21 protein-coding genes are annotated in these 24,455 nt (G+C 68.3%); 12 read left to right on the forward strand and 9 right to left on the reverse strand.

The window, feature by feature from the left end:
* Nucleotides 1-161 precede the first annotated feature (161 nt).
* Complete coding sequence (locus CJ177_RS00550) at nucleotides 162-2,006, forward strand: dynamin family protein (protein WP_061045334.1); 1,845 nt, start codon at nucleotides 162-164, stop codon at nucleotides 2,004-2,006.
* Nucleotides 2,003-3,499, forward strand: a complete 1,497-nt coding sequence (locus CJ177_RS00555) for a dynamin family protein (RefSeq protein ID WP_061700168.1) — start codon at nucleotides 2,003-2,005, stop codon at nucleotides 3,497-3,499. Before CJ177_RS00550 ends, CJ177_RS00555 begins: the two co-directional genes overlap by 4 nt.
* A gap of 11 nt (nucleotides 3,500-3,510) precedes the next feature.
* Here the strand turns inward: CJ177_RS00555 and CJ177_RS00560 are convergent, their stop codons facing one another.
* From CJ177_RS00560 to CJ177_RS00590, 7 genes are read right to left on the reverse strand one after another with little or no spacing between them, the layout of a single operon-like run.
* Nucleotides 3,511-4,830 (reverse strand): DUF2252 domain-containing protein, encoded by a 1,320-nt coding sequence (locus tag CJ177_RS00560; protein ID WP_061700174.1) that lies wholly within the window; start codon nucleotides 4,828-4,830, stop codon nucleotides 3,511-3,513.
* Nucleotides 4,831-4,872: 42 nt separating this feature from the next.
* A complete protein-coding gene (gene galE / locus CJ177_RS00565) occupies nucleotides 4,873-5,865 on the reverse strand; it encodes a UDP-glucose 4-epimerase GalE (protein ID WP_061700169.1) in 993 nt (330 codons plus the stop codon).
* A gap of 38 nt (nucleotides 5,866-5,903) precedes the next feature.
* The gene (locus CJ177_RS00570) at nucleotides 5,904-6,986 is read right to left on the reverse strand and encodes an ABC transporter ATP-binding protein (RefSeq protein WP_005238320.1); all 1,083 of its coding nucleotides are present in this window, start codon (nucleotides 6,984-6,986) and stop codon (nucleotides 5,904-5,906) included.
* 28 nt (nucleotides 6,987-7,014) lie between these two features.
* On the reverse strand, nucleotides 7,015-8,205 hold the full coding sequence (galK, locus tag CJ177_RS00575) for a galactokinase (RefSeq protein ID WP_061700170.1): 1,191 nt from the start codon (nucleotides 8,203-8,205) through the stop codon (nucleotides 7,015-7,017).
* Nucleotides 8,202-9,368 carry a galactose-1-phosphate uridylyltransferase gene (galT, locus tag CJ177_RS00580; RefSeq protein WP_061045331.1) on the reverse strand — a complete coding sequence of 389 codons (1,167 nt, stop codon included), beginning with the start codon at nucleotides 9,366-9,368 and terminating at the stop codon, nucleotides 8,202-8,204. Before galT ends, galK begins: the two co-directional genes overlap by 4 nt.
* Nucleotides 9,355-10,161, reverse strand: a complete 807-nt coding sequence (locus CJ177_RS00585) for a DeoR/GlpR family DNA-binding transcription regulator (protein WP_082833537.1) — start codon at nucleotides 10,159-10,161, stop codon at nucleotides 9,355-9,357. The genes galT and CJ177_RS00585 overlap by 14 nt, the downstream gene beginning before the upstream one ends.
* Nucleotides 10,158-12,236 carry a beta-galactosidase gene (locus CJ177_RS00590; RefSeq protein WP_095867075.1) on the reverse strand — a complete coding sequence of 693 codons (2,079 nt, stop codon included), beginning with the start codon at nucleotides 12,234-12,236 and terminating at the stop codon, nucleotides 10,158-10,160. The genes CJ177_RS00585 and CJ177_RS00590 overlap by 4 nt, the downstream gene beginning before the upstream one ends.
* Nucleotides 12,237-12,466: 230 nt before the next feature.
* On the opposite strand from CJ177_RS00590, the gene CJ177_RS00595 reads away from it, so the two are divergent.
* The 4 genes from CJ177_RS00595 to CJ177_RS00610 are packed head-to-tail and all read left to right on the forward strand — an operon-like array spanning nucleotide 12,467 to nucleotide 17,892.
* Nucleotides 12,467-13,762, forward strand: coding sequence for an ABC transporter substrate-binding protein (locus tag CJ177_RS00595; RefSeq protein ID WP_095867076.1), 1,296 nt, complete (start codon nucleotides 12,467-12,469; stop codon nucleotides 13,760-13,762).
* A 55-nt stretch (nucleotides 13,763-13,817) separates the two neighbouring features.
* On the forward strand, nucleotides 13,818-14,741 hold the full coding sequence (locus tag CJ177_RS00600) for a carbohydrate ABC transporter permease (protein WP_005238326.1): 924 nt from the start codon (nucleotides 13,818-13,820) through the stop codon (nucleotides 14,739-14,741).
* Nucleotides 14,741-15,676, forward strand: a complete 936-nt coding sequence (locus tag CJ177_RS00605; protein ID WP_061700173.1) for a carbohydrate ABC transporter permease — start codon at nucleotides 14,741-14,743, stop codon at nucleotides 15,674-15,676. Before CJ177_RS00600 ends, CJ177_RS00605 begins: the two co-directional genes overlap by 1 nt.
* On the forward strand, nucleotides 15,673-17,892 hold the full coding sequence (locus CJ177_RS00610; RefSeq protein ID WP_095867077.1) for an alpha-galactosidase: 2,220 nt from the start codon (nucleotides 15,673-15,675) through the stop codon (nucleotides 17,890-17,892). Before CJ177_RS00605 ends, CJ177_RS00610 begins: the two co-directional genes overlap by 4 nt.
* Nucleotides 17,893-18,092: 200 nt before the next feature.
* Here CJ177_RS00610 and CJ177_RS00615 read toward each other — a convergent pair whose 3' ends face one another.
* Nucleotides 18,093-18,635, reverse strand: coding sequence for a DinB family protein (locus CJ177_RS00615; protein WP_005238331.1), 543 nt, complete (start codon nucleotides 18,633-18,635; stop codon nucleotides 18,093-18,095).
* 132 nt (nucleotides 18,636-18,767) lie between these two features.
* Here CJ177_RS00615 and CJ177_RS00620 point away from each other — a divergent pair, with 132 nt between their 5' ends.
* Entirely contained in the window at nucleotides 18,768-19,088 is a 321-nt protein-coding gene (locus tag CJ177_RS00620; protein ID WP_226955700.1) for a hypothetical protein, read from the forward strand.
* Nucleotides 19,089-19,158: 70 nt separating this feature from the next.
* A complete protein-coding gene (locus tag CJ177_RS00625) occupies nucleotides 19,159-19,419 on the forward strand; it encodes a hypothetical protein (RefSeq protein WP_005238337.1) in 261 nt (86 codons plus the stop codon).
* Between the two features lie 6 nt (nucleotides 19,420-19,425).
* Here the strand turns inward: CJ177_RS00625 and CJ177_RS00630 are convergent, their stop codons facing one another.
* Nucleotides 19,426-19,992 (reverse strand): hypothetical protein, encoded by a 567-nt coding sequence (locus CJ177_RS00630; RefSeq protein WP_005238339.1) that lies wholly within the window; start codon nucleotides 19,990-19,992, stop codon nucleotides 19,426-19,428.
* A gap of 297 nt (nucleotides 19,993-20,289) precedes the next feature.
* On the opposite strand from CJ177_RS00630, the gene dnaK reads away from it, so the two are divergent.
* The 4 genes from dnaK to CJ177_RS00650 are packed head-to-tail and all read left to right on the forward strand — an operon-like array spanning nucleotide 20,290 to nucleotide 24,395.
* Nucleotides 20,290-22,134, forward strand: coding sequence for a molecular chaperone DnaK (dnaK, locus tag CJ177_RS00635; protein ID WP_009478758.1), 1,845 nt, complete (start codon nucleotides 20,290-20,292; stop codon nucleotides 22,132-22,134).
* Nucleotides 22,131-22,781: a nucleotide exchange factor GrpE gene (gene grpE / locus CJ177_RS00640; protein ID WP_009478759.1), complete on the forward strand. Its 651-nt coding sequence runs from the start codon at nucleotides 22,131-22,133 to the stop codon at nucleotides 22,779-22,781. The genes dnaK and grpE overlap by 4 nt, the downstream gene beginning before the upstream one ends.
* Before the next feature lie 22 nt (nucleotides 22,782-22,803).
* Nucleotides 22,804-23,988 carry a molecular chaperone DnaJ gene (dnaJ, locus tag CJ177_RS00645; protein WP_005238348.1) on the forward strand — a complete coding sequence of 395 codons (1,185 nt, stop codon included), beginning with the start codon at nucleotides 22,804-22,806 and terminating at the stop codon, nucleotides 23,986-23,988.
* Nucleotides 23,988-24,395, forward strand: a complete 408-nt coding sequence (locus tag CJ177_RS00650) for a heat shock protein transcriptional repressor HspR (RefSeq protein WP_005238357.1) — start codon at nucleotides 23,988-23,990, stop codon at nucleotides 24,393-24,395. The genes dnaJ and CJ177_RS00650 overlap by 1 nt, the downstream gene beginning before the upstream one ends.
* The last annotated feature ends 60 nt before the right edge of the window (nucleotides 24,396-24,455 follow it).

Consider the following 24,455-nt stretch of genomic DNA (forward strand, 5'->3'; position numbering starts at 1 on the left):
GTTCCGGCATCCCCCAGACGGGGCGGCCGGAACCGCCGTACGATGTAACGAAATCAGCCCCGGACGCGTTATGCGTGCGGGGCTGTTTCAGACAGTCGGGTGTCGGTGCACCGAACAGGTGTCCGCGCAGAGGTCGGAAGAATTGCGGGTCAACGAAGCTCATGGACAGTGCAGCCGCCGAGAAGAGCCCAGCCGGGTCCCAGTCGATGACGGCGTTGCTCGCGCAGGCCCTGGACGTGGCGAAGAGGTTCGGTCGCGGCGACCTGGCGCAGCGCCTCGACTCGGCCCGGACCCGGGTGCAGGACCCGCGGATGCGGATCGTGGTGGTCGGACCGCTCAAGCAGGGCAAGAGCCAGTTCGTGAACTCCCTCCTCAACCTCACCGTGTGCTCGGTGGGTGACGACGAGACCACCGCGATCCCCACCGTTGTCCAGAACGCCGAGACGGCGTCGGCGGAACTGATCCTCGCCGATCCGGGCGCCGACCCGATCCGGGTTCCCCTTCCGCTCGACGAGCTGAACGGCATCACGCCGGCCTCGCCCCGCGCCGAGGGCCGGGAGGTGCTGCGGGTGGAGGTCAACGTCCCGAGTCCGCTTCTCGCGGACGGTCTGGTCCTGGTCGACACCCCCGGCGTGGGCGGTGCCGGCAACCCGCACGCCGCGAGCACACTCGGGCTGATTCCGGCGTCGGACGCCGTGTTCGTTCTCTCCGACGCCAGCCAGGAATTCACCGAACCGGAGCTCGGTTTCATCCGTCAGGTCACCAGCCTGTGCCCGTCGGTGGCGTGCCTGATCAGCAAGACGGACCTGTACCCGCACTGGCGCGAGATCGTCGAGGCCGACCGCGGGCACCTCGCGCGCGCCGGTCTCGACGTTCCGCTGATCCCGATCTCCTCGGTGCTGCGTTCGCACGCGCTGCGACTGCAGGACGAGGAACTCAACACCGAATCCGGCTTCGTCGACCTGTACGCGTTCCTGCGCGAACGGGTGGTGGCGCGCGCGGAGGCGAACACGCGCCGGGCCGTGTCGCTGGACGTGTCCTCCGCGGCCGAGCACCTCACCCTGGGGATCGGCAGTGAGCTTGCCGCCCTGCGTGATCCGGCGAAGGGCGTCGCCGCGGTCGCCGAACTGCAGAAGGCGAAGGCCGCCGCCGAGGAGCTGCACAAGAAGACGTCGCTGTGGCAGCAGACGCTCGGCGACGGCATCGCCGACCTGGCCGCGGACATCGACCACGACCTCCGCGACCGGTTGCGCCGCGTCACCCGCGAGGCGGAGGAGACCGTCGACGAGGGCGACCCCGGCAAGGACTGGGACGCGCTCGGTCAGTGGCTCGAGCAGGAATTCGCCACCGCGATCGGCGACAACTTCGTCTGGGCCCACGACCGCGCGCTGTGGCTGGCCGAGGTGGTGGCGCAGCACTTCGCCGAGACGGGTGCCGTCGAACTGCCGCACCTGGACGTCGCGAACGTCGACGGTGTCCTCGAACCGGTGGCCTCGCTCGCGGACCTCGAGGCCGGACGCATCGGCATCACCCAGAAGGTTCTCGTCGGTATGCGTGGATCGTACGGCGGCGTCCTCATGTTCGGTCTGATCACCACGATGATGGGGATGGCCCTGGTCAATCCGATCTCGATCGGAGCCGGAGTCCTCCTCGGCACCAAGGCGTATCGGGAAGACAAGGAGAGCCGGATCCTGAAGCGGCGTGCGGAGGCAAAGGCCGCGATCCGCCGGTTCGCCGACGACGCGAGCTTCCAGGTGGGCAAGGAGTCGAAGGATCGGCTCCGGTCGATCCAGCGGTTGCTGCGCGATCATTTCAGCGCGATCGCCGAGCAGGCGCTGCGGTCGATCAACGACTCGCTGCGCGGCGCGCAGGAGGCGGCGAACCTCGAGTCCACCGAACGGACCCGCCGGATCGCGCAGCTCGAGAAGGATCTCCACGTCGCATCCGAACTGAAACAGCAAGCCGCGCAACTCGTCGCAGGCGACGCGGGAGCGGTCACGGCATGACGGCCGCTCCACTCCACGAAGCCCGGGCACTCATCGCGTCCGCCCGGCAGCTGTACGCGGGCAGACCGGAGATTCGGGATCAGCTGACCGAATGCGCCCGGCGACTGGAACAACCGCTGCGCGTGGCCCTGGCCGGTTCGCTGAAGGCAGGCAAGTCCACTCTGCTCAATTCCCTGGTGGGGCAGGACATCGCGCCCACCGACGCGACCGAGTGCACCCGCGTCGTCACCTGGTATCGGAGCGGGTCGACGCCCACCGTGACGGCGTGGTACCAGCCGGGCAACGGTAGCGGCGCTCAGCGTTCCGCCAACGTCCCGGTGCTGCGCCGCGACGGACATCTCACGTTCGACCTCGGCCACCTCACCGCCGACCAGGTGGACCGCCTCGACGTGGAGTGGCCGTCGTCCGCTCTGGCGCACACGACGATCATCGACACCCCGGGCACGTCCTCACTGTCGCGGGACGTCTCGGCCCGCACCCTCGAGATGCTCACACCCGACAACGAGGCGTCCGGCGCCGACGCCGTGGTCTACCTGCTGCGCACGCTCAACGCGACCGACGTCCAGTTCCTCGGTCAGATCGGCGACCACGTGGGCGACGAATCGGGACCGCTCGGGGTGGTCGGTGTCGTGTCGCGGGCCGACGAGGTGGGGGCGGGACGCCTGGACGCCATGATGTCCGCGAAGGAGGTGGCGTCCCGGTTCGCGGGCGAACTCGAGCGCACCGGGCTGTGCCAGGCCGTCGTCCCCGTCGCGGGTCTGCTGGCGCTCGGTGCCCGCACGATGCGTCAGGCGGAGTTCACGGCGTTCCAGCATCTGGCCGAGGTCCCGGTGGACGATCTGAACCTGGCGATGCTGTCGGCCGACCGGTTCGCGCGTGAGGACAGTCCGCTTCCCGTGGACGCCCGGATGCGGGCTCAGCTGGCAGACCGCTTCGGGCTCTTCGGGATCCGGATGGCCGTCACCCTGATCCGGTTGGGCACCAAGGACTCGCCCACGCTGGCCGCCGAACTGGTGGAACGCAGCGGCCTCGACGAATTGCGTCAGGTGATCGACATCCAATTCGGGCAGCGGGCCGACCAGTTGAAGACCCATTCGGCTCTCGTGGCACTCAAGCGGGTGCTCACGGCGCATCCGGTGCCGGGTGCGGGCGAGATCCTGATGTCGGCCGAACGGCTGCTCTCCGACGTGCACGGTTTCCAGGAACTGCGCCTGCTCGGGCGGCTGCGGTCCACCGAGGTGGGGCTGCCCGCCGACGACGTGGCCGAGTTGCAACGCCTGATCGGCGGATTCGGGATCCAGATCGCCGAACGGCTGGGCACCGACGGCGACGACTCCGTGGAACTGCAACGCATGCGGGCCCTCGCCGCGGTCCGGAAGTGGCGGGAACGGGCGAGGCACCCGTTGCTCGACCAGTTCACGGCGCGGGCCTGCACCGTGGCCGCCCGCAGCGCGGAAGGTGTCCTCGAGGACCTGAACACCGTCCGTCTGTAGGGCGTTGGGCGTCAGGTGGCGGACACGCCGGTGATCTCGCCCTCCCGGAACGCGTTCACGAACAGCTGGTGATCCTTGCGGCTCACCTCGGCGTATCGGATGCCGAATTCGACGATCTCGTCGACGAATTCGTCGAGCCTGCCGTCGAGGACGCTGCGGATGGCGTCCTCGGTCTGGAACGTGACCAGTGTCTGGTCGCTGTCCTCGTCGGAGACGCAGTGCACCTTCGCCGTCGCCCGGCCGAGGTCCTCGAGCACCGGCGCGATGTCCTCCGGTTCGGTGAGATCGGACCAGTCGAGGTCCAGTTCGTACGGCGACAGTTCGGCGACCACGAAACCGGTGTCGCCGATCTCCGTGTAGCCGAGCAGCGGATCGGTGTGGACCTGCAGGGCACGCTGACTCACCGCGGTGCGGTGACCTTCGTGCTCGAAGTAGCCGCGGACGGCGGTTTCGTCGACGATGCGGCTCGGGGCGGCGACGTTGCCCTGCTTGAGCGACAGCACGATGTCGTTCTCGAGCGCCTGCGTCGCCCCTTCGATGAGCACGTTGTACGCGGGCAGGCCGGCGCTGCCGATCCCGAAGCCCTTCCGTCCCACCACGTCCTTGATGCGGTAGAAGACCGGCCGTGCGGACCGCTTGCTGCGGGGAATTCTGTCGACGTACGTCTCGACCGCCTCGCTCACGGCGGTGCGTTCCGCATCGTCCAGTTCGCGGACGCCGCGGCCGGGCCGGAAGTGCCGGTCGTAGTCCTCGAGCACCGTGACGGACTCGAGCAGGCTCACCCGGGTGGCGAGGCGCGCACGCAGGAGGAGGTCGTGAATGGCGCCGCGAGAATTGTCCAGGCCCAGCGCGAAGTCCTCGTCCGCCTCCTGCCGCGCATAGTGCAGGACGTGGTCGACGTAGCTGCGCAGATACGTTCCGGCCAGTTCGCGGACGTCCTTCTCGGGGAGGGCCTTCTGCCAGCCCATCAGGGCCAGGCTCGCGACGAAGCGACGAAGATCCCAGGTGAAGTGCCCCACGTACGCCTCGTCGAAATCGTTGACGTCGAAGACGAGGGTGCCCTCCGAGTTCATGTACGTGCCGAAATTCTCCAGGTGCAGATCGCCGTGAATCCACACTCGGCCGGTGCGCTCGTCCGCCCACGGATCGTCGAAGTCACGCAGATCGTCGTAGAAGAGGCAGGCGCTGCCCCGGTAGAAGGCGAACGGATCGGCGGCCATCTTCCGGAACTTCGTGCGAAACGCGCTCGGGTCCGCCTCCATCAGATCGGCGAAGGCCTCGACGAGGACCTCCACGATCCGGCCCTGCCTCGTGGAATCGGCGACGTCCACACCAGCCTCCTTCTCGCGGTCCACGGGGCGCCGCGCGCCTCGTCACGACCGCACTGCACCACGGTAGCGTTCGCGCGCGCCCAGCGACTGCAGATACGTCCACGCATCGGCCACGATTTCTTCGAGGTCCATGTGTCTCGGCCGCCAGCCCAGTTCGGCCTGCACACGTGTGCCGGACGCGACGAGCACCGCCGGGTCGCCGGCGCGCCGCGGGGCGTCCCGGGTGGCGATGGTTCGGCCCGTCACGCGTGCGCAGGACGCGATCACCTCGCGCACACTGAACCCGGTGCCGGTGCCGAGGTTGTAGACGCGGTGCGTTCCTGGCCGGGCCGATTCGAGCGCGAGGATATGCGCCTCTGCCAGGTCTCGGATGTGGATGTAGTCGCGGACCGCGGTGCCGTCCGGGGTGGGCCAGTCGGTGCCGAACACCGAGATCTCGTCCCGTTGCCCGGCCGCGACCTGCAGCACCAGCGGAATCAGGTGTGTTTCCACGAGACGGTTCTCGCCGAGTCCGGCGTACGCGCCCGCGACGTTGAAGTAGCGCAGGCTGCACGCGGCCAGACCGTGCGCCACCGCGTACGACGTGATCGCGTGGTCGATCGCCAGTTTGGTGGCACCGTACGGGTTGGTCGGCCGGGTCGGTGCGTCCTCGGTGATCGGCACGGACTCCGGAGAGCCGTATGTCGCCGCGGTGGAGGAGAACACCAGTCGGCCGGTACCGGACGAGCGCATCGCCTCCAGCAGGGTCAGGGTCTTGACGACGTTGGCGTTCCAGTACGTCTCCGGCGTCAGCACCGACTCGCCGACGAGGGAGCGGGCGGCGAAATGCAGCACGCCGTCGAACTCCGCGCCGCCGAGGACCCGTTCGGCTGCGCTCGCGACGTCCTCCTCGACGAACTCGGCTCCTGCCGGCACCGCGTCGGCGTTGCCGGTCGACAGGTCGTCGACGATCACGACCGTGTGGCCGCACTCGAGCAGCCGCTGGGCGCAGACGCTGCCGACGTAACCGGCGCCGCCGGTGACGAGAAGTTTCACTGTTGCTCCTTCGGTTCGGCGGTGGGGGCTCGGTTCGCTCAGTCGCCGAGTCGCGCACCCGTCGTCGGGGAGAAGTAGTGCAGGCGGGCAGGGTCCGGTGCCAGCCGGATCACCTCGCCCTTGGCCGGGGAGGCAGAGTCGCTGACGCGCGCGACGATGTCGTGTCCGCCGAGCTCGCCGTCGCGGACGATGCGTCCGTAGATGTAGGCGTCCGCGCCGAGTTCCTCCACCACGTCGACCTTCACCGTGGTGCCCTGGTCGGACACGGTCCACGCCTCCGGCCGGACACCGACGACGACCCGGCCGGTGTCCAGGGCGCCCAGCACCGACCGCTCGATCGGCGTCGACAGCGAACCGATCCGGGCGTCGCCGCCCTCGACGTCGACCTCGAACAGGTTCATGGCCGGTGACCCGATGAACCCGGCGACGAAGCTGTTGACCGGCTTCTCGTACAGCGTCTTCGGGCTCGCGCACTGCTGCAGGATGCCCGACTTCATGACGGCCACACGGTCGCCCATGGTCATGGCCTCCACCTGGTCGTGGGTGACGTACACGGTGGTGGTTGCCAGCCGGCGCTGCAACAGTGAGATCTGGGTCCGGGTCTGCACGCGGAGTTTCGCGTCGAGGTTGCTCAGAGGTTCGTCCATGAGGAACACCTGCGGGTCGCGGACGATCGCCCGGCCCATCGCGACGCGCTGGCGCTGCCCACCGGAGAGGGCCTTCGGCTTGCGGTTCAGGTAGTCGCCGAGATCGAGGATCTTCGCGGCCTCCTCGACGCGGCGGCCGATCTCACTCTTGTCCATGCCGGCGATCTCGAGGGCGAACCCCATGTTCTTCGCCACCGTCATGTGGGGGTACAGCGCGTAGTTCTGGAACACCATCGCGATGTCCCGTTCCTTCGGTGCGAGGGCGGTGACGTCGCGTTCGCCGATGCGGATGGCACCGTAGTCGACGTCCTCGAGACCGGCAAGCATCCGCAGCGACGTCGACTTTCCGCACCCCGACGGGCCGACGAGGACGAGGAATTCGCCGTCCTCGATGTCGAGGTTCAGCGAATCGACGGCCGGCACATCGGAACCGGGGTACATCTTGGTGGCTGCGTCGTACGTGACTCGTGCCATGGTGTTCTCCTGGTCGTGGAAGGGGATCTCAGAGTCGGTGTGCCGAGCCCGACGGCTCGGCGTGCAGGAACTGGGGGACCGGCAGGCCGGCGGTGTCGGCGCGTCGGGCGACGTTCTCGACGACGGCGTCGACCTGGTCGGCGGGCGCGAGGGCGATCGCGGAGCCGCCGAAGCCGCCGCCGGTCATCCGCGCACCCCAGGCGCCGGCCTCGAGGGCGGCGTCGACGGCGGAGTCGAGTTCGACGGAGCTGACCTCGTAGTCGTCGCGCAACGAGGCGTGCGAGCGGTTCAGGGCGTCGCCGATGTCGGCGATCCGGCCGCGGTCGAGCAGGTCGGCGACCTCCCGGACGCGGCGTATTTCGCCGAGCACGTGCCGGACCCGCTGCGCGGCCGGGGAACTCAGCGCCGCGACGGCGGCGTCGGCGTCGGCGACGTCGCGCAGGGTGGCGACGCCGAGGTCGGCGCAGGCCTTCTCGACGGTGGCGCGCCGGTTGCCGTACTGGCCGTCGACCAGCCGGTGCGGCGCGTTCGTGTCGACGACGACCAGTCGGGCGCCTGCGGAGTCGAAGTCGAGCGGGACGTGCCGGGTCGCGCCGCCGCGGCAGTCGAGGAGCAGGGCGTGGCCGGGGCGGGCGAGCATCGCGACCGACTGGTCCATGCCGCCGGTGGACGCGCCCGCGATCTCGTTCTCGGCGAGGATGGACGCCGCGATCAGCGGTCGGCGGCCGGCGTCGTCCGTGGGCAGTCCGGCGAGGTCGGCGACGGCCAGCGCGAAGGCGCACTCGAGCGCGGCCGAACTCGACAGCCCGGAGCCGACGGGGACCGTCGAATGCACCGCCACGTCGAAACCGGTTCCCGCCGTGAGATGTCCGGACCGGCGCAGCGCCCACACCACCCCGGCGACGTACGCGGCCCAGCCGGCCGGGTGACCCGCGGCGACGCCGTCGAGCGGACCGCGCCAGGACTCGCCGGTGTGGGTGGACACGGCGTGCAGGATCCCGTCGCCGCGCACGCGGACGGCGACGACGGTCACGTAGGGGAGGGCGAACGGCAGCACCAGCCCGCCGGCGTAGTCGACGTGCTCACCGATCAGGTTGACCCGGCCGGGCGCCACCCAGACGCCGTCCGCGACGCCACCGAACGTGCTGCGGAACAACGCCTCCGCGGTACCTGCGACAGTGCCGACGTCGACGGGGTCGACCCACTGCGGCGCACTCACGACGCCACCTCCCGCAGCCGGTCGGCGATGCGCTCGGGGGTGGTGTCGTTGACCCACGCCCCCATCCCGGACTCGGATCCCGCCAGGTACTTCATCCGGCCCGGCGAGCGCATCATCGAGAACAGTTGCAGGTGCAGGCGTCCGAGCGGGCGGTCCTCGCCGACGGGCGCCTGATGCCACGCGGCGATGTAGGGCACGGCGTCGACACCGTCGAAGAACCGGTCGACCCGGCGCAGCAGTTCGAGATAGACGTGGGCGAGTTCGTCGCGCTCGTCGTCGGACAGTTCGGTGAGGTCACGGACGTCGCGGTGCGGTGCGAGGTGCACCTCCAGCGGCCAGCGCGAGGCGGCGGGAACGTATGCGGTCCAGTGTTCGGCGGCCAGGACCACGCGCCTGCCGGATCGTGTTTCGGCGTCGAGGACATCGGCGAGCAGTAGTCGCCCGGTGCTCTCGAAGTGCTCGCGGGAGCGCCGGATCAGCGCGTCCGTGCGGGGCGGAAGGTACGGGTAGGCGTAGATCTGCCCGTGCGGATGGGTCAGGGTGACGCCGATTTCCTTGCCCCGGTTCTCGAAGCAGAACACCTGCCGGACCCCCGGCAGCGCCGACAGGTCGGCGGTGCGGTCGGCCCAGACGTCGACGACGGTGCGGACCCGGTCGACGCTCAGGGTGGAGAACGCGGCATCCGGGTTGCTGGTGAAGCACACGACCTCACACCTGCCCGCGCCCGGTGCCAACGGCCACAACGCTTCTCCGTCGACGCAGTCCGGAAGGTCCTGCTCGGCGGCGGCCGTCGCCAGCGACGGGAAGCGGTTCTCGAACACCACCACGTCGTAGTCGTCGGCCGGAATCTCCGTGGGCGCCTTGCCCGGCATGCTCGGGGCGAGCGGCGACGCGTCCGGCGGCGGCAGGAACGTGCGGTCCATCCGCTGGGCGGCGATGACCACCCATTCCCCGGTGAGCACGTCGAAGCGCATCTGCGACTGCGACACCGCCGGCGGCAGCGGACGTGAATCCATCAGCTCGCGGGTGGCGCCGCCCGACACGTACGGCTCGGAGTCGTCGAAGTAGATCAGTTCGCGGCCGTCCGCGAGGGTTGTCCGGGTCTTGCGCATCCGGAGCCGTGTGCCGGTCTCCCGTGCCTCCTGTTCGTCACGCACGGTCATCGGTGGGTCCTTCCCGGTTCTCCCGTGTCACCACGAGATCGCCGACGTGGTCGGCAAGAGCTTCCTGGGCGGCGCGCTCGAGCCCGGCGTCGGTGATGAGGATGTCGACGTCGGACAGCGGGATCGTGTTCGCCAGCGCGGTCACACCCCACTTCGTGTGGTCGGCGAGCACCACGACCCGCCGCGACGACGCGACGAGCGCTTGATTGGTCTGTGCTTCCATCAAATTGGGGCAGGTGAGTCCCGAGTCGATCCCCATGCCGTGCGTCCCCAGGAACAGCATGTCCACGTGGATGCCGCGCAGGGCGGCGACGGTGAGCGGCCCGACCAGCGCGAACGACGGGGTGCGCTGACCACCGGTGAGGAGGATGGTCTGGTCGTCGCGGCCGCCCTCGTGGAACGCGTCGGCGACGGGCAGCGAATTGGTGACGACGGTGATGTCGGGGACGTCGAGGAGTTCGCGGGCGAGGGCGTGCGTGGTGGTGCCGCCGGAGATGCCCACCGACGTGCCGGGTCGAACCAGCCGGGCGGCGGCGCGGGCGATGGCGCGCTTGGCCTCGCGGTCGAGTTCGGATTTCGCCGAGAACCCCGGTTCGTGCACACTCGCCGACCGCGGCAGCGTGACCCCGCCGTGGACCCGCTCGACGAGACCCTGCTCGACGAGTTCATTGATGTCGCGCCGGATGGTCATGTCGGAGACCCCGAGCGTCGCGCCGAGGTCGACGACCTTCACCGCACCGTGCGCGGTGACCTCGTCGAGGATCACCTGCTGGCGCTGACGAGCGAGCATCATGCGTCCGCCTTTCGGGTCCGGGCGCCGGTGGCGGCGCTGTCTTCGCGAATCACAGCACAGCTGCCGGGTTCCAGCGTGAGCGGTCCGTCGACCACCCGTTCGGTGACGAGGTCGGTGCCGGACACCTCGACGGTCACCTTCTCGGTCGTGTGGTTGAGGACGAACAGCCACGACCCGTTCTCACCCTGCCTGCGCACGATCTCGACGTCGGCGTGCTGCCCCGCGTGGAGGTCGAGACCGGCTGCGGCGCAGATCGCCTCGGCGATCCTCGTCCAGCCCTGCGTGTCGGGGACGGTGGCGAGATACCAGGCGGCGCCGTCGCCGACCGGACGCCGGGTGAGGGCGGGCACGCCCTGCAGGTGCCCCTCGGTGTGGCGGGCGAGAACCTCCACGTCCTCGGACACCGTCAGGTACTCGGTCCAGATGCCGGCCGCGGTGCCGTCGTCGAGGGCGACGGTCTCGTCCGCGCCGAGCGGGAAGAACTCCTCGGTGCGGACACCCAGCAGGTCGCGGAACGCCCCGGGGTAGCCGCCGAGCCGGACGTGATCGTCGCGGTCCGCGATCCCGGAGAACGCGGTGACCAGCACCTGGGCGCCGGCGCGGGCCGCGGCCTCGATGCGCGCGGCGTCCTCGTCGCTGCACAGGTACACGGCCGGAACGACCACCACGGCGTACCCGCTCAGGTCGGCGTCCGCGGGGATCACGTCGCACGTGATGCCGGAGAAGGCGTGGTGGGCGCGTTCGGCGATCGCCATGGGCTGCATCAACCGGGACGGGTGCCCGTCCTGCTCGCACGCCCACTGCGACTCCCAGTCGAACAACACACCCACCGGGGCCTCGACGCGGCTGCCGGCCACCGGTTCGAGGCGCCGCAGCACGGCGCCGAGCTGGACGACTTCCCGCCATCGCGCGGAGTCGGTGCCCGCGTGCGGAACCAGGGCGGAATGGAACTTCTCCGCACCCGCGTCGGATGCGCGGAACTGGAAGAAGGCGATGCCGTCCGCTCCGCGGGCGACGTGGGCGAGGGAGTTGCGCAGCATCTCCCCGGGTGTCTTCGCCCGGTTGACCGGCTGCCAGTTGACGGCGCTCGTCGAATGTTCCATCAGCAGCCACGGCCGGGAGCCGGCTATACCGCGCGTCAGGTCGGCCGAGAACGACAGCCTGTGGTGGGCGGCGCCGTCGCCCGTCGCGGGCCCCACCAGGTAGTGGTCGGTGGACACCAGGTCCTGTTCGGGCGCCCACTGCGCGTAGTTCATGTCGCCGGCGAGCGACTGAGGTGAGCCCATGCCCACCATGAAGTTGGTGGTGACCGGGATGCCGGGGGTGATGCGCTGCAGTACCTCCCGCTCGGCGAGGTACTGGTCTAGGAGGGCGTCCGAGCAGAACCGGCGCCAGTCCAGTAGATGCGTGGGATTGCCGAACGTCGTGCTCGCGGCGGGCGGCACCACTTCGTTCCAGTCGCTGTAGTGCTGGCTCCAGAACGTCGTGCCCCATACCCGGTTGAGTTCGGTGAGGTCGCCGTAGCGACGCTGCAGCCACCGCCGGAACGCCCGCGCGCTGTCGGGGGAGTAGCAGCGTGAGTTGTGGCAGCCGAGTTCGTTCGACACGTGCCAGAGTGCGAGTGCGGGGTGGCCGCCGTATCGGGTGGCCATCTTCTCGACGAGGACGAGGGAGTGGTCGCGGTAGATCGGGGAACTCGGGCTCCACGTCTGCCTGCTGCCGATCTCGTACCGGTAGCCACGCTCGTCCACGGGCCGGACCTCGGGATGCGCGGTCGTGAGCCACGGCGGTGGGGACGCGGTCGCGGTGGCCAGGTCGACGCGGACGCCGCCGTCGTGCAGGAGATCGAGGACGCGGTCGAGCCAGCCGAAATCCCACGTGTCCGGGGTGGGCTGGAGCCGGGCCCAGGAGAAGACGCCGACGGTGGCGAAGTCGACGCACGCCTCGCGCATGAGTTCGACGTCGCGTTGCCAGACCTCTTCCGGCCACTGCTCCGGGTTGTAGTCACCGCCGAAGGAAATGCCCCGGGTCGGCCACCGCAGGTGCCGCCCGCCGGAATCGCTCGCTGTGTGCATGCTCACAATCTGTCCGATCGTTGTTCAAAAGTCAACACGAATGAACATTTCTGCACTTACGCAGGTAAAAGCACTAACAACTGGTTGACAATGCGCGGTGCGGCGTGATTTTGTAACCTGCATCACGTAAGTGCGTGAGGCGACAGCACCGAAATGTGATCGAAGTTGTTCGATTTCGATCAGGTGGTGAGCGACTCCGACCACCCCGGTACTCAATCGAAAAGGGCACCATGAACCGAAACGAGCTGCCGCACCCGTGGCAACCCTCCCGGCGCACCTTTCTCCAGGCCGCGCTCGGCGCCGCGGGCGCCCTGTCGACGGCGGGTCTGCTGTCCGGGTGCACGAGCGGTGTCGACCCCCACGTGATCACCCTCGGATCGCGGCTGTCGGACAAGAACGCCAAACTCGGCGTCCAGGACGTCGTCGGGATGTTCCAGCAGCAGACCGGCGGCGCCGTGCGGATCAACTCCGTCGACTCCACCTCGTTCCAGGAGAACGTCAACAACTACCTGCAGGGCACCCCGGACGACGTCTTCACCTGGATGTCGGGGTACCGCATGAAGTACTTCGCCGACAAGGGCCTCGTCGACGACGTCAGTTCGGTGTGGCAAGCGCACGGCAGCGGCTTCAGCGACAGTTTCCGCGAGGCGTCCACCGGAACCGACGGCCGGCAGTACCTGATCCCGTTCTTCTACTACCCGTGGGCCGTGTTCTACCGTCCCAGCCTCTGGCAGCAGCGCGGCTACGCGCCGCCGAAGACGTTCGACGACTGGGTGACCCTGTCCAAGCGCATGCAGGCCGACGGACTCACCCCGATCGGATTCGGCGTCCGCGACGGCTGGCCGCCGTTCGGCACGTTCGACTACCTCGACCTGCGCCTCAACGGCGTCGACTTCCACCGTTCCCTCCTCGCGGGCGACGTGAGCTGGACCGACAACCGCGTCCGGTCGGTGTTCGACACCTGGCGCGAGATCCTCCCGTTCCACCAGCCGCAACCGCTGGGCCGCAAGATGTCCGAGGCGCAGCAGGCACTCCTCAACAAGGAGGTCGGAATGCTGGTGGCCGGCATGTTCGTCGCGCAGAGCTTCCCCGCGGGGCCCGACCGCGAGGATCTGGACTTCTTCGCGTTCCCCGAACTCGACTCCGCCGTCGGCACTTCGGCGGTGGAGGCGCCCATGGACGGATTCATGATGCGCAAGGACCCGCGCAACCTCGGCGGGGCGCAGCAGTTCCTGTCCTTCCTCACGAGCGCCGACGCCGCGGTCGCGTACGCGAAGCAGGACCCCCAGGCGATACCCGCGCACCGTGACGCCGATCTGTCGAGTTTCCCTCCGCTCGTGCAGAAGTCGGCCGCCCTCGTCCAGGGCGCGGGGTCCATCACCCAATTCCTCGACCGGGACACCCGCCCCGACTTCGCGTCCGTCGTGATGATCCCGGCGATGCAGCAGTTCCTGGGCAACCCGAACGACGTCGACGGCCTGGTCCGCAGCATCGAGCGTCAGAAGGCGGCGGTGTTCGGGCAATGAGCGCACACGAGAAGACAACCACCACCATCGCCGTCCCGACAGGTCAGGTGAATTCATGACCAGCACAGTTCCTCCCCAGGCCGGAACCGAACCCAGGATCCCGGCGCCGAAGATCCGGCGCAGCCGGGGTGACCGGTGGACCATCGCCGTCATGCTCGGGCTGCCCGCCGCGATCGTGATCGGGCTGGTGTGGATTCCCACCGTGTTCACGGTGATCCTGTCGTTCGCGCGCTGGGACGGCATCGGCGGCACGTCCACCATCGAGTGGATCGGCCCGCAGAACTACGTCGACGCCGTCCAGGCGTACCCACCGTTCCAGCAGGCGCTCCACAACAACGTCCTCTGGCTGGCGTTCCTCTTCGTCTTCCCGACGATCCTCGGCATCTTCCTCGCCGTCCTGCTCGACCGGGGCCTGAAGGGAAGCCGGCTGTACCAGAGCATCTTCTACATCCCCGTGGTGTTGTCGATGGCACTGGTCGGATTCGTGTGGCAGCTGATCTACTCCACCGACGGTGGTGTGCTCAACACCATCCTGGGTACGGACGTCGACTGGCTCGGCAACCCCGACGTCAACATCTGGGCCGTCATGGTCGCCGCGAGCTGGCGGCACACCGGCTACATCATGTTGCTGTACTTGGCGGGTCTCAAAGCCATCGACCCGTCGGTGCGCGAAGCGGCCCTCATGGACGGCGCCGGCCCGATCCGCACGTTCTTCCGGATCGTGTTCCCCCTGATGAAGCCCACCAACCTGCTGATCATCGTCATCACCGTCATCGAGGCTCTGCGTGCCTTCGACCTCGTGTGGGTGATCAACAAGGGCCGCAACGGACTCGAACTCATCTCCGCCCTCGTCACGGCCAACGTCGTGGGCGAAGCGGGCCGGGTCGGATTCGGTTCGGCTCTGGCGACGATCATGCTCGTGATCTCGCTGGTGTTCATTGCCCTCTATCTCTGGATCGTGATGCGGAGCGACGACTGATGACCATGACGACACCCCTCGCCGACCACAGTGCGCCCGTCGACCGGACCGGGCCCCGCAACAAGGCCGCGGTGGCCAACCGGCGCCGGCTGAGTACCGCGCACGCGGCGATATACGTCCTTCTCACGGCCCTGGCGTTGCTGTGGATCTTCCCGCTCCTGTGGGCGCTCTACAACTCGTTCCGCGACTACGACTACGTCCTCACCCACGGCTACCTGTCGGTCGGCGGTTTCACGCTCAGCAATTACACCGAGTCGTGGGAGGTCGGCGGAATCCCGCACTACTTCCTCAACTCGATGCTGATCACTATCCCGGCGGTGCTGCTGATCCTGTTCATCGGGTCGATGGCGGCGTTCGTGCTCGCCCGGTTCCCGTGGAAATTCAACGTGATCATGCTGGCGGTGTTCATCGCGGGGAATCTGTTGCCGCAGCAGACGCTTCTGACCCCGTTGTTCCGGCTGTACAACGCGATTCCGTTGCCCTACTGGATGAGTTCGTCGGGCTCGCTCTACGACAGTTACTGGGGGCTGATCCTGGTGCACGTCGCGTTCCAGACCGGGTTCTGCGTGTTCGTGCTGAGCAACTACATGAAGACGGTCCCGCCGGAACTGCTCGAGGCGGCGACGGTGGACGGCGCCGGGCTGTTCCGCCAGTACTGGCAGGTGGTCCTCCCGCTGTGCCGTCCTGCTCTGGCCGCGCTCGCGACGCTCATGATCACCTGGATTTACAATGATTTCTTCTGGGCACTGGCGCTGATGGTCAGCGGCGACAAGCTGCCGGTCACCACCGCGCTGCAGAATCTGCAGGGCAGCTTCTTCACCGACACCAACCTGCTCGCCGCCGGATCGGTGCTCGTCGCATTGCCGACGGTGCTCGTATTCGTCGCGCTGCAGCGGCATTTCGTTTCCGGACTGACGATGGGAGCCAACAAGTGAGTGCGACTCCACCGCACGCGTACGTCCACCTCACCGCAGGCGGCGTGTCCGTCGTGCTCGACCTCACCGGGGGACGGTTGCCGGCGATCGTGCACTGGGGAGCGGCGCTCGGCGACCTCACCCTCGCCGACGTCGAAGCCCTGGCGCAGGCGAACATCGAGCCCCCGGCGGGCAACGTGGTCGATCTCCCGGTGCGGCTGTCGATACTCCCCGAACACCACACCGGGTGGGTGGGGAAGCCCGGGATCGCCGGGCACCGGGACGGCGCCGACTGGTCGCCGCTGTTCACGACCACCACGCTCACGGTCGACGGAGTCGAGCACCGGTCGGGACTCGTCTCGGTAGGTGCGGGCGCTGTCCGGGTCGCCGCGCAGGACACGGTGGCCGATCTCGGTCTGGTCCTCGACATCGAACTGCTGCCGAGCGGCCTCCTGAGGGCGCGCGCCGAGGTCACCAACGAGGGCGACTCCTTCTACGTTCTCGACGACCTCCAGCTCGCGTTCCCGGTGCCGCCGCAGGCCCGCGAGATCCTCGACTTCGCGGGAAGGTGGGGGAAGGAACGGATCCCGCAGCGCCGTGAACTCACCGTCGGCATCCACGAACGCGAAGGACGGAAGGGACGCACCGGCCCGGACGCCGCGACGGTGCTCTCCGTCGGCGTGCCCGGATTCGGGTTCGGCCGCGGGGAGGTGTGGGGCACCCACGTCGCGTTCAGCGGCAACCACCGCCATTACGCCGAACGTCTCTTCACCGGTTTCCAGGTGGTCGGCGGCGGAGAATTACTCCTGCCGGGCGAGGTGCGGCTGGCGGACGGCGAGAGCTACGAAACGCCCTGGGTCTACGGCGCCTACGGTGACGGACTCGATGCCCAGGCACATCGCTTCCACGACTACCTCCGGTCCCGCCCCACGCACCCGCGGCGCGCGCGCCCGGTCACGATCAACGTGTGGGAGGCGGTCTACTTCGACCACGACCTGGCCCGGTTGACGGACCTGGCGGATCGCGCGGCGAAGCTCGGCGTCGAACGTTACGTGCTCGACGACGGCTGGTTCAGGTACCGGCGCAACGATCTGGCGGGCCTCGGGGACTGGCACGTCGACGATACGGTGTGGCCGAACGGTCTGCATCCGCTCGTCGATCACGTGCGTTCCCTCGGCATGGAGTTCGGCCTGTGGTTCGAACCGGAGATGATCAACCTCGATTCCGACCTCGCGCGGGAGCATCCCGAGTGGGTCATGGCGACCGGCGGGCGCACGCCCGTGCCGTCGCGGAACCAGCAGGTGCTCAATCTGGGGATCCCCGAGGCGTACGACCACATCCTCGAGCGGATGTCCGCGATCCTCGCCGAGTACGACATCGCCTACATCAAGTGGGACCACAACCGCGACCTGATCGACGCCGGCACCGCACCGCACGGCCGCGCCGGCGTCCACGACCAGACCCTCGCGACCTACCGGCTGATGGACGAACTGAAGCGCCGCTTCCCCGGACTGGAGATCGAATCCTGCTCGTCGGGCGGAGCGCGGGTGGACCTCGGCATCCTCGAGCGCACCGACCGCGTCTGGGTCTCGGACTGCATCGATCCGCTCGAGCGTCAGCAGATGAACCGGTGGACGATGCAGCTGCTTCCCCCCGAGCTGCTCGGCTCGCACATCGCGTCCGGAATCTCGCACACGACGGGCCGGTACCACCGTCTGTCGTTCCGGGCGGGGACGGCGCTGTACGGGCACCTCGGGATCGAGTGGGATCTCGCGACCGCCACGGACGACGAGAACGCACAGCTCGCCGTGTGGATCGACCTGTACAAGCGGCACCGGGAACTCCTGCACACGGGAACGATGGTGCGGGCCGACGAGATCGACCCGACCCTCCTGGTCTACGGTGCGGTCGCGGCGGACCGGGCGGAGGCGCTGTTCTTCCTCGCGTACGTGGGGCGCTCCGAGGTGTCACCGCGGGGCAGGTTCACGCTGCCCGGGCTCGACCCCGACCGGCGCTATCGGGTGCGTCCCGTCTTCGCCGGTGCACCGGACGAGGGCCTGAAACCGCCCGCGTGGTTCGACGTACAGCCACCGGGTGGACGAGCCGACGGACTGTCCGCGGGGAGCGGGGTTCCCGGCGTCTCGATGACGGGCCGGGCCCTCGCGGTCGTGGGATTGCAGACACCCGCGTCCTTCCCCGACGACGTGGTCGTGCTCTCCGTCACCGCGGAGGCGTAGCCGCAACACCAGGTGGGCAGGATTCACCCTGGGGTAGGTAGCCGGTGCCCCCACCGCGGGGCACCATGGTCTTCACCAGTCGGGCGAAAAGTTGAACCGCAGGAGGTAAGTCAACACTCGAAAACGCCACACGCTGAGAAGAGAACACCTCACCGGAACCTGAACCCGGTGAGGTGTTTTCGTCTGTTCTACCGGGCGGGTCAGAACTCCATGCCCGCGTCGGCGCCCATCTGCATGGTGGTGTTTCCGCCGTCGAGGGATTCCCGGATGATGTCGGCGTGACCGGAATGGTGGCCGGTCTCCCGGATGATGTGGAGCAGGGTGCGGCGGATCGTCCACCACTGCCGCTCGGGTGCCCAGGGTGCGGTGGGCAGTGGGATCAGGACGTCCAGGTCGTCGAGGCCGGCCACGGCGGCCTCCGTCGCGCGGGCCACCTCGGTGTACTCGGCCAGCAGTCCCTCGAGGGTTTCGTCGTCGCGCATGTAGTACTTCTCCATCGCCCACTCCATGTCGAACTCCGCGTTCTCGTCGGGTGCGAGAATGGTTTCTACCCAATGCTTTTCCGTGTGCAGAACGTGCTTGATCAGTCCGCCGAGCGTGAGGTCGCTGACGGTCGAGCGCTGCCGTGCCTGGTCGTCGTCGATGCCGCGGACGGTGATCAACAGGGTGGCTCGCTGCTCCTGCAGGATCTGGAGGATGTCGGCGCGCTCACCGGTGGCCGGGGACTTCTGCGAAGTGGTCATGAGAAGAACGATAAGGGGAATTGAGGTCAGAAACGGTCCTCATTAGTGAGGCCTTCTCAGGGTTTTTCTCGGGGTCCAAGTTGGGTGCCTTCCTGGATGTGCGGAAAGCGCGCGCCGCGAAGGATTCTCGGTATGAACTTCGACTCTCCGGGGCCGGCACCCCGGCCCTCCCGCCGACGCGTATGGCTTCGCGTTCTCGGGGGCATGGTGTCGCCCGTCCTCGTCGCCGTCACGGTGGGAGTCGGCACGTTCGCGTACGCCTCGACCGCCGCCGAGAGCGACACCGGCGAGCAGATGGAATTCCGGCGAGCCCTGACGATTCCGCCGCTCGCGCCGGGTGTCGCGCGCCCCGATTTGGGTACCCCCACGGTGACGCGCCATCCCGACATCGCCGGGTCGAGCCGGATCGGCGCGGGCGAACCCGCGATGCCCCACCAGCCCGCACCCGGGTGACCCCGCTCGGTTCTCTCTTCTGGGTCCGCCCAGCCCACCGATGATCAGCCCACCGATGAAAGGAATCATCATGATCCGCACGACGATGACCGCACTGGCAGCCGTGGCTCTCGTGTTCGGCGCCGCGTCCGTGACCCAGACCGCTGCCGCCCACCCGGCCTGCAACTCCTCCTACGAGGGCACGACCAACGACGAGTACGACCCGGACCCCGACTTCACGGGGACGACCAACGACGAGTACGACCCCGATCCCGAGTATTCGGGTACGTCCAACCGCGAATACGACCCCGACCCGGAGTTCCACGGCAGCACCGATCCGTGCCAGGTGTGAGTCCGGTCAGCTTTTCCGGCGCAGCCACGGAGACACAGCGGGGGCGAACAGGGCGAGCACTCCCACCGCGACGAGGGCGCTGTAGGCGAGCGGCGCCCATTGCAGCACACCGGCGGTCGCGTCACCGGCGTCGGACAGCAGGGTCCACAGGCCCACCCCGCCGGCGGCGCTGAGGACGCCGACGACGGCGAGGGTGATCTGGCCCGCCGGTTTCCGGGCACGCAGGAGTTGTATCCCCAGCAGTCCGAGGAGGATCAGGACGACGGCGATGGCGCCGCTGCCGATCAGCGTCAGGTTCACCGTGTCGGTGATGTCCGTCGCGGAGTCCCCGGGATTGTCCGCGGCGACCGAGGCCTCGAGGGCGTCGCGGACCGCGCCGAGGTCGAGCGCGATGGCCCCGGCGATTCCGGCGAGAACGACGAACGATCCCACCCAGGCGGACAGCGACACCGCGACCGCCTTGGGGGTGGCATCGGTGGGGGTGGCGCGCAGCGGGGTGACCGCGAACTCCGGACGCGGCGGTACGGGTCGCGGCGGTTCCGGCCGGCGTGGCGGCTGCTCGGGTGTCGTCACGCAGCGATCCTATCGACCTGCAGTACCGTGGCGGGCCGACGCGCGGGTCCGTGTCGGCGGCCCCGAAGCACGCCGCCGAAACACGGCGCCCGAACAAAATGTGGGCATCCGGGAACAAATCTCCGCACCCCTCCGTTGAGCCTTACGACAACATGAGCGTGCAAGACTCAAGTTCGAATTGACTCCCGACGGTGTCGGAGTGCAAACTTGAGCGGAGGGCGCTCACTAAGCGCCAACATCGCAGTTCAGTAATGAAAAACCTGCCCACAGGACTGCAAAACGAAAGTGAGGAACACTATGGCTCGTGCCGTCGGTATCGACCTCGGTACAACGAACTCGGTCGTGTCTGTGCTGGAAGGCGGCGAGCCCGTAGTGGTCGCCAACGCCGAAGGTTCACGCACCACCCCGTCGATCGTCGCCTTCGCCAAGAACGGTGAGGTGCTGGTCGGCCAGCCCGCCAAGAACCAGGCCGTCACCAACGTCGATCGCACCATCCGCTCCGTCAAGCGCCACATCGGCACCGACTGGAACGTGGAGATCGACGGCAAGAAGTACACGCCCCAGGAGATCAGCGCGCGCACGCTCATGAAGCTGAAGCGCGACGCCGAGGCATACCTGGGTGAGGACATCACGGACGCCGTGATCACCGTCCCCGCGTACTTCGAGGACGCCCAGCGTCAGGCCACGAAGGAAGCCGGCCAGATCGCGGGCCTCAACGTCCTGCGCATCGTCAACGAGCCCACCGCGGCCGCACTGGCCTACGGCCTCGACAAGGGTGACAAGGAACAGACCATCCTGGTCTTCGACCTCGGTGGCGGCACCTTCGACGTCTCGCTGCTCGAAATCGGCGACGGCGTCGTCGAGGTTCGCGCCACCTCCGGCGACAACCACCTCGGTGGTGACGACTGGGACGAGCGCATCGTCACGTGGCTCGTCGACAAGTTCAAGGCTCAGAACGGCATCGATCTGACCAAGGACAAGATGGCCCTGCAGCGTCTCCGTGAGGCTGCCGAGAAGGCCAAGATCGAACTGAGTTCCTCGCAGAGCACGTCGATCAACCTGCCCTACATCACCGTCGACGCGGACAAGAACCCGCTGTTCCTCGACGAGCAGTTGTCCCGCAGCGAGTTCCAGAAGATCACGTCCGATCTCCTCGACCGCACCCGCGCGCCGTTCCAGGCCGTGATCAAGGACAGCGGCATCGCCGTCAAGGACATCGACCATGTCGTGCTCGTCGGTGGTTCCACCCGTATGCCCGCCGTCTCCGATCTGGTGCGCGAGCTGACCGGTGGCCGTGAGCCCAACAAGGGCGTCAACCCCGACGAGGTCGTCGCCGTCGGCGCCGCCTTGCAGGCCGGCGTCCTCAAGGGCGAGGTCAAGGACGTGCTGCTCCTCGACGTCACCCCGCTGTCCCTCGGCATCGAGACCAAGGGTGGCGTGATGACCAAGCTCATCGAGCGCAACACCACCATTCCGACCAAGCGTTCCGAGACCTTCACCACCGCTGACGACAACCAGCCCTCGGTGCAGATCCAGGTGTTCCAGGGTGAGCGCGAAATCGCCTCGCACAACAAGCTGCTCGGCTCGTTCGAACTGGCCGACCTGCCGCCCGCCCCGCGTGGCGTGCCACAGATCGAGGTCACCTTCGACATCGACGCCAACGGCATCGTGCACGTGACCGCGAAGGACAAGGGCACGGGCAAGGAGAACACGATCAAGATCCAGGACGGCTCCGGTCTGTCCAAGGAAGAGATCGAGCGGATGGTCAAGGACGCCGAGGCTCACGCCGAGGAGGACAAGGCCCGCCGCGAGGAGGCCGAGGTGCGCAACCAGGCCGAGTCGCTGGTGCACCAGACCGAGAAGTTCATCAAGGACAACGAGGACAAGGTGCCCGCCGACGTCAAGGAGAAGGTCGAGGCTGCCATCAAGGAAGCCAACGACGCTCTCGCAGGCACCGACATCGCGGCCGTCAAGACCGCGGTCGAGAAGCTGGCCACCGAGTCGCAGGCCCTCGGCCAGGCGATCTACGAGGCCAGCGCCGCCGAGGAAGCCGCCAACACCGACGGCTCCGGCGCGAATGGTGCCGACGACGTCGTCGACGCCGAGGTCGTGGACGAGCCGTCCGACTCGGAGAAGAAGTGACGTCCGACAACACCGAGCAGGAACCGGTCACTTTCGTGGACAAGCGGAAGATCGACCCCGAGACCGGTCGGACACGGGACGCGGAGCCGGTAGTGGAGCCCCTCGCGGGCACCGCTGCCGCCCCGCAGCCCGGCTCGGTGGACGAAGGGGCCCTGCCGGAGACGGCAGCTCCGGAGACGGACGAGTTGGCGGAGCGCACCGCCGACCTGCAGCGACTGCAGGCGGAGTACGCCAACTACCGCCGCCGCGTCCAGCGCGACAAGCAGGCCGACATCGCGAACGCCAAGGCGTCCGTCGTCGGTGAGCTCATCGCGGTGCTGGACGACCTCGACCGTGCACGCAGCCACGGCGACCTCGACTCGGGGCCGCTCAAGGGTGTGGCAGACAAGCTCACCGGCACCCTCACCTCGCTCGGCCTGAGCGAGTTCGGTGCCGAGGGCGACGCATTCGATCCGGCGCTGCACGAGGCAGTGCAGCACGAGGGCGAGGGTCACGACCCCGTTCTCGGCACGGTGATGCGAAAGGGCTACAAATTCGGTGATCGCGTCCTGCGGCATGCGATGGTAGCTGTGATCGATCGCGCAGGCGATGCCGGCGCGAACACCTCCGACGAGGCGGCGAAGCCCGCCGAGTCGGAACAAGAGTAAGAGCGAGAGGAGGAGACGCCCAGTGAGCCAACGGGAGTGGATCGAAAAGGACTTCTACAAGGAGCTGGGCGTCTCGTCCCACGCATCCGCGGACGAGATCAAGAAGGCGTACCGCAAGCTCGCCCGCGACCTTCACCCCGACGCGAACCCCGGCGACACGAAGGCCGAGGAGCGTTTCAAGTCCGTCAGCGAAGCACACGCCGTGCTCTCGGATCCTGCCAAGCGCAAGGAATACGACGAGGCCCGGCGACTGTTCGCGAGCGGCGGTTTCGGGCAGGGCGGCGGCGGATTCAATCCCGGAGCCGGCGGTTTCGGTCAGGGCGGATTCGACATCAACGATCTGTTCGGTGGCGGCGGCGCGGCCGCCGGTGACGGCGGTCTCGGCGACATCTTCGGTGGCCTGTTCAATCGCGGAGCCGGTGGTGGCGGCGCGACCCGCACGACCAACCGTCCCCGTCGTGGCAGCGACGTCGAGACGGAGACGACCCTCGAATTCCGTGAAGCCACGCTGGGCGTCACGGTCCCGCTGCGGCTGACCAGCCCGTCGCCGTGCACCACCTGCCACGGCAGCGGTGCCAAGCCGGGAACCAGCCCGCGAGTCTGCCCGCGCTGCAACGGGACCGGAATCGTGAGTCGCAACCAGGGCGCGTTCGGGTTCAGCGAGCCGTGCGACGACTGCCGCGGTACCGGCTCGATCATCGATTCGCCGTGCGAGGTGTGCCACGGCAACGGCGTCACCAACCGGACCCGCACCATCACCGTCCGCGTTCCCGCGGGTGTCAGCGACGGACAGAAGATCCGGCTGGCAGGCCAGGGGGAGGCGGGCCTGCGCGGCGCGCCGTCCGGCGACCTGTTCGTCACGGTCCGGGTGCGTCCCGACAAGGTGTTCGGCCGCAACGGCGACGACCTCACCCTCGTCGTCCCCGTCAGCTACGGTGAGCTCGTGCTCGGAACCACCGTCTCCGTCCCCACGTTGGAGGGGCGCGTCGGTGTGAAGATTCCGGCAGGCACAGCCGACGGCCGGGTTCTGCGGGTACGCGGCCGAGGCGTTCCCAAGCGTGCGGGTGGCGCCGGTGACCTGCTGGTCACGGTCAAGGTCGCCGTTCCGCAGAAGCTCGACGACCCCGCCACCGAAGCACTGAAGACCTATCTGGAAGCAGAGAAGGCCAGCGGATTCGATCCCAGGGCCGGGTGGGCAGGTGCCTGATGAGCGATACGACCCAGGATCCACGCGAGACCGCCGTTGATCCGGACGCCCAGATCTTCGTGATCTCGGTGGCCGCGGAACTCGCCGGCATGCATGCCCAGACGTTGCGCAACTACGACCGGCTCGGTCTCGTCACCCCGCACCGCACGTCCGGTGGCGGGCGACGGTACTCGCCGCGGGATGTGGCGCTGCTCCGTGAGGTGCAGCGCCTCTCGCAGGACGAGGGTGTCAACCTCGCCGGGATCAAGCGGATCATCGAACTCACCAACCAGGTGGAGGCTCTGCAGCACCGGGTTCGCGAGCTGGCCGAGGAGATCGCGAAGATTCACGCCGGCTACCGGCGCGACCTCGTGCCGATCCCACGGAGCAATGCGCTCGTCGTGTGGAAGCCGCGACACCAGCGCTGACCCGGCGATCTCTCGGGTGAACCGAACCGATGTCGCACTGGTCCCGTCGGAGTGAACCAG

Source organism: Rhodococcus sp. ACPA1, assembly GCF_002300195.1.
GTDB classification, from domain to species: Bacteria; Actinomycetota; Actinomycetes; order Mycobacteriales; family Mycobacteriaceae; genus Rhodococcus_F; species Rhodococcus_F opacus.